General features: G+C 53.5%; 2 tRNA genes and 3 rRNA genes. All 5 read left to right on the top strand.

The features are described 5' to 3' along the window. The first annotated feature begins 168 nt into the window (after positions 1–168). The 5 genes from Q674_RS36985 to rrf all read left to right on the top strand — a co-directional run bounded on the left by Q674_RS36985 (position 169) and on the right by rrf (position 5,464). Positions 169–1,709, top strand: a 16S ribosomal RNA gene (locus Q674_RS36985). 89 nt (positions 1,710–1,798) lie between these two features. Further along, a tRNA-Ile gene (locus tag Q674_RS36980) sits at positions 1,799–1,875 on the top strand. Between the two features lie 96 nt (positions 1,876–1,971). After that, positions 1,972–2,047 (top strand) — tRNA-Ala (locus Q674_RS36975). 311 nt (positions 2,048–2,358) lie between these two features. Next, positions 2,359–5,250 (top strand): 23S ribosomal RNA (locus Q674_RS36970). 99 nt (positions 5,251–5,349) lie between these two features. Next, a 5S ribosomal RNA gene (gene rrf, locus Q674_RS36965) occupies positions 5,350–5,464 on the top strand. The 16S, 23S and 5S rRNA genes sit together here with 2 tRNA genes alongside, the layout of an rRNA operon. Positions 5,465–5,479 lie beyond the last annotated feature (15 nt).

Raw genomic sequence — 5,479 nt, 5'->3', positions numbered from 1 at the left:
CGCGGCCTTGATTGAGCAACAGCTCAAACGCTCTTTAAAAAGTTAACCAAGTAATTCGTGTGGGCGCTGGCCGAGGTATTTCGGACACGAAATATCAGGACAGTGACTCGTCGAAATTGAGTTTTGTCTTGAGCAAGAATTAAGAACTTTCGAGTTCTTGTATGATTTAAACTGAAGAGTTTGATCATGGCTCAGATTGAACGCTGGCGGCAGGCTTAACACATGCAAGTCGAGCGGTAACAGGGGTAGCTTGCTACCCGCTGACGAGCGGCGGACGGGTGAGTAATGCTTAGGAATCTGCCCAGTAGTGGGGGATAGCCCGGGGAAACCCGGATTAATACCGCATACGTCCTACGGGAGAAAGCAGGGGATCTTCGGACCTTGCGCTATTGGATGAGCCTAAGTCGGATTAGCTAGTTGGTGGGGTAAAGGCCTACCAAGGCGACGATCCGTAGCTGGTCTGAGAGGATGATCAGCCACATCGGGACTGAGACACGGCCCGAACTCCTACGGGAGGCAGCAGTGGGGAATATTGGACAATGGGGGCAACCCTGATCCAGCCATGCCGCGTGTGTGAAGAAGGCTTTCGGGTTGTAAAGCACTTTCAGTAGGGAGGAAAACCTTATGGCTAATACCCATGAGGCTTGACGTTACCTACAGAAGAAGCACCGGCTAACTCCGTGCCAGCAGCCGCGGTAATACGGAGGGTGCAAGCGTTAATCGGAATTACTGGGCGTAAAGCGCGCGTAGGTGGTTTGGTAAGCGAGATGTGAAAGCCCCGGGCTTAACCTGGGAACGGCATTTCGAACTGTCAGACTAGAGTGTGGTAGAGGGTAGTGGAATTTCCTGTGTAGCGGTGAAATGCGTAGATATAGGAAGGAACACCAGTGGCGAAGGCGGCTACCTGGACCAACACTGACACTGAGGTGCGAAAGCGTGGGGAGCAAACAGGATTAGATACCCTGGTAGTCCACGCCGTAAACGATGTCAACTAGCCGTTGGGACTCTTGAAGTCTTAGTGGCGCAGCTAACGCACTAAGTTGACCGCCTGGGGAGTACGGCCGCAAGGTTAAAACTCAAATGAATTGACGGGGGCCCGCACAAGCGGTGGAGCATGTGGTTTAATTCGACGCAACGCGAAGAACCTTACCTGGCCTTGACATCCAGAGAACTTTCCAGAGATGGATTGGTGCCTTCGGGAACTCTGAGACAGGTGCTGCATGGCCGTCGTCAGCTCGTGTCGTGAGATGTTGGGTTAAGTCCCGTAACGAGCGCAACCCCTATCCCTGGTTGCTAGCAGGTAATGCTGAGAACTCCAGGGAGACTGCCGGTGACAAACCGGAGGAAGGTGGGGATGACGTCAGGTCATCATGGCCCTTACGGCCAGGGCTACACACGTGCTACAATGGCGCGTACAGAGGGCTGCCAACTCGCGAGAGTGAGCCAATCCCTTAAAACGCGTCGTAGTCCGGATCGGAGTCTGCAACTCGACTCCGTGAAGTCGGAATCGCTAGTAATCGCGAATCAGAATGTCGCGGTGAATACGTTCCCGGGCCTTGTACACACCGCCCGTCACACCATGGGAGTGGATTGCACCAGAAGTAGTTAGTCTAACCTTCGGGAGGACGATTACCACGGTGTGGTTCATGACTGGGGTGAAGTCGTAACAAGGTAGCCGTAGGGGAACCTGCGGCTGGATCACCTCCTTAAACGAAGCCGAATGCTTCGGTCAGAGTCCACACGAATTACTTGGTTGGCTAATAAAGAGAGCAGATGGGTCGTTGCAGGCCCGTGTTTTGGGTCTGTAGCTCAGGTGGTTAGAGCGCACCCCTGATAAGGGTGAGGTCGGTGGTTCAAGTCCACCCAGACCCACCAGAATTGTTCAGCTCGTCGTTGTCGAAGTACTTGCATAGCAGGCTATGCGGCGCACTTCGACGCCTAGATCTGATCAATTCTTGTAGATAGCTTCTTGGGGCTATAGCTCAGCTGGGAGAGCGCCTGCCTTGCACGCAGGAGGTCGGCAGTTCGATCCTGCCTAGCTCCACCAAACTTTACTGACTAACTTCGGTTAGCAGTGTGCAGAAACAAGTGTTTCAACTTGATGAAAGTTCGAAGCCCTTCTTTCTGATCACTGGGTCAGATTTGCTCTTTAACAAATTGGACGAGATAGAACACGAATATTTTTCTCTCATTATCTCCGAGAGAAAATGTTCAAAGTGATAGCGATTTCAAGCGTTATCCGGTGTTGTCGTTGAAGTGGTTGTTCTATTGCTTCAAGTGACTGTCTCGAAGATACCTCGGAATCAGGCTTGCCTGGTGATGAGTGTGGATTCGTGATCAGTTGTCTTGGGGTTATATAGTCAAGCAACTAAGCGCATACGGTGGATGCCTTGGCAGTCAGAGGCGATGAAAGACGTGGAAGCCTGCGATAAGGTTCGGGGAGCTGGCAAACGAGCTGTGATCCGGACATCTCTGAATGGGGAAACCCACCAACCTTCGGGTTGGTATCTTACACTGAATCCATAGGTGTAAGAGGCGAACCAGGGGAACTGAAACATCTAAGTACCCTGAGGAAAAGAAATCAACCGAGATTCCCTAAGTAGCGGCGAGCGAACGGGGACCAGCCCTTAAGCTGAACAACTGGTAGGAGAAGGCTCTGGAAAGTGCCGCCATAGTGGGTGATAGCCCCGTATCCGAAACCTGAGTTCAGTGAAATCGAGTAGGTCGGCGCACGAGAAACGTTGACTGAACATGGGGGGACCATCCTCCAAGGCTAAATACTCCTGACTGACCGATAGTGAACCAGTACCGTGAGGGAAAGGCGAAAAGAACCCCTGTGAGGGGAGTGAAATAGACCCTGAAACCGTATGCGTACAAGCAGTCGGAGCAGACTTGTTCTGTGACGGCGTACCTTTTGTATAATGGGTCAGCGACTTATGTTCAGTGGCGAGGTTAACCGTTTAGGGGAGCCGTAGGGAAACCGAGTCTGAATAGGGCGAATTAGTCGCTGGGCATAGACCCGAAACCGGGCGATCTATCCATGAGCAGGTTGAAGGTGCCGTAACAGGCACTGGAGGACCGAACCCACTGTCGTTGAAAAGCCAGGGGATGACTTGTGGATCGGAGTGAAAGGCTAATCAAGCCCGGAGATAGCTGGTTCTCCCCGAAAGCTATTTAGGTAGCGCCTCGGACGAATACCACAGGGGGTAGAGCACTGTTTGGGCTAGGGGGTCATCTCGACTTACCAACCCCATGCAAACTCCGAATACCTGTGAGTACTATCCGGGAGACACACGGCGGGTGCTAACGTCCGTCGTGAAGAGGGAAACAACCCAGACCGCCAGCTAAGGTCCCAAAGTACCAGTTAAGTGGGAAACGATGTGGGAAGGCTCAGACAGCTAGGAGGTTGGCTTAGAAGCAGCCACCCTTTAAAGAAAGCGTAATAGCTCACTAGTCGAGTCGGCCTGCGCGGAAGATGTAACGGGGCTCAAACTGGTCACCGAAGCTGCGGCTGCATACTTTGTATGCGGGGTAGGGGAGCGTTCTGTAAGCCTGCGAAGGTGTGTTGAGAAGCATGCTGGAGGTATCAGAAGTGCGAATGCTGACATGAGTAACGACAATGCGGGTGAAAAACCCGCACGCCGGAAGACCAAGGGTTCCTGCGCAACGCTAATCGGCGCAGGGTGAGTCGGCCCCTAAGGCGAGACCGAAAGGTGTAGTCGATGGGAAACGGGTTAATATTCCCGTACCTTGGATAGCTGCGATGGAGAGACGGAGAAGGCTAGGTGAGCCGGGCGACGGTTGCCCCGGTTTAAGCATGTAGGGAGTGGACTTAGGCAAATCCGGGTCCACAATCCCGAGACGCGACGACGAGTGCCCAAGGGCGCGAAGTCATTGATGCCCTGCTTCCAGGAAAATCTTCTAAGCTTCAGGCTATTCGAGACCGTACCCCAAACCGACACAGGTGGTCAGGTAGAGAATACCAAGGCGCTTGAGAGAACTCGGGTAAAGGAACTAGGCAAAATGGTGCCGTAACTTCGGGAGAAGGCACGCCGGTGTGTACGTGAAACCCCTGCGGGTGGAGCGGAAGCCGGTCGAAGATACCAGGCCCCTGCGACTGTTTATTAAAAACACAGCACTCTGCAAACACGAAAGTGGACGTATAGGGTGTGACGCCTGCCCGGTGCCGGAAGGTTAATTGATGGGGTTAGCATTCGTGCGAAGCTCTTGATCGAAGCCCCGGTAAACGGCGGCCGTAACTATAACGGTCCTAAGGTAGCGAAATTCCTTGTCGGGTAAGTTCCGACCTGCACGAATGGCGTAACGATGGGGGCGCTGTCTCTACCCGAGACTCAGTGAAATTGAAATCGCCGTGAAGATGCGGTGTATCCGCGGCTAGACGGAAAGACCCCGTGAACCTTTACTATAGCTTCACAGTGAACTTTGAGCATGCTTGTGTAGGATAGCTGGGAGGCTTTGAAACCGGGACGCCAGTTCCGGTGGAGCCAACCTTGAAATACCAGCCTGGCATGTTTGAGGTTCTAACTCTGGCCCCTTATCGGGGTTGAGGACACTGTGTGGTGGGTAGTTTGACTGGGGCGGTCTCCTCCCAAAGCGTAACGGAGGAGCACAAAGGTGGGCTAAGCACGGTCGGACATCGTGCGGTTAGTGTAATGGCACAAGCCCGCTTGACTGCGAGACAGACACGTCGAGCAGGTACGAAAGTAGGTCATAGTGATCCGGTGGTTCTGTATGGAAGGGCCATCGCTCAACGGATAAAAGGTACTCCGGGGATAACAGGCTGATACCGCCCAAGAGTTCACATCGACGGCGGTGTTTGGCACCTCGATGTCGGCTCATCACATCCTGGGGCTGAAGCCGGTCCCAAGGGTATGGCTGTTCGCCATTTAAAGTGGTACGCGAGCTGGGTTTAGAACGTCGTGAGACAGTTCGGTCCCTATCTGCCGTGGACGTTGGAGATTTGAGGAAAGCTGCTCCTAGTACGAGAGGACCGGAGTGGACGAACCTCTGGTGTTCGGGTTGTCACGCCAGTGGCATTGCCCGGTAGCTATGTTCGGACAGGATAACCGCTGAAAGCATCTAAGCGGGAAGCCCCTTCCAAGATGAGATCTCCCCGAGGCCTCGAGCCTCCTGAAGAGCCGTTCAAGACCAGGACGTTGATAGGTCGGGTGTGTAAGCGCTGCGAGGCGTTGAGCTAACCGATACTAATTGCTCGTGCGGCTTGACTATATAACACCCAAGACAATTGCGGATAACGCAGAGCCTAACCGCTCAATCGAAATCAACATCACTCAGTTCCTTCTCGTCCCCCAGTGATCAACCGTTTTGCCTGACGACCATAGCGGTCTGGAACCACCTGATCCCATCCCGAACTCAGAAGTGAAACAGACCTGCGCCGATGGTAGTGTGGCGTTGCCCATGTGAGAGTAGGTCATCGTCAGGCGCCTAATGCCTAAAA

Source organism: Marinobacter sp. EVN1, from assembly GCF_000475375.1.
Lineage (GTDB): Bacteria > Pseudomonadota > Gammaproteobacteria > Pseudomonadales > Oleiphilaceae > Marinobacter > Marinobacter nauticus.
This window is presented reverse-complemented; position numbering and strand designations above follow the sequence as displayed.